General features: G+C 51.9%; 1 pseudogene. It reads right to left on the bottom strand.

The features are described 5' to 3' along the window. A pseudogene (locus tag Q1A40_RS23020) lies at positions 1-316 on the bottom strand (hypothetical protein); the annotation flags it as partial.

The raw sequence follows: 316 nt of genomic DNA, 5'->3' as shown, positions 1-316 counted from the left end.
GCAGCATCAGATGGCAGGGAAACGTTAACGGCACCCCAGATTTTCAGTATATCGCCAATAGCACGAACATTTTGCTGGGCCCATTCCTCCCCCCAGTTCAGTCGCCATTGTTCAACCGGTTCTTTACCCAACTGACAGGCCAGTTCACCCGCTACCGTCATATACCACCAATGGCTGACTGGCCAGATACTCCCGGTCATTCCATTCTGTGCTCTCATGGTTTGTAGCAATTCGAAACGCAACGGCTCAAAGAGTGGCAAAAAAGCGTCACTGACATGATTGCACTGTTCTGCCAGCGAGGCCGCAAGCAACTCAG

The organism is uncultured Cedecea sp., from assembly GCF_947498825.1.
Classification (GTDB): Bacteria; Pseudomonadota; Gammaproteobacteria; order Enterobacterales; family Enterobacteriaceae; genus JGM124.
Note: the sequence above shows the minus strand (reverse complement) of the source record. Positions and strands in the feature narration are given on the sequence as shown.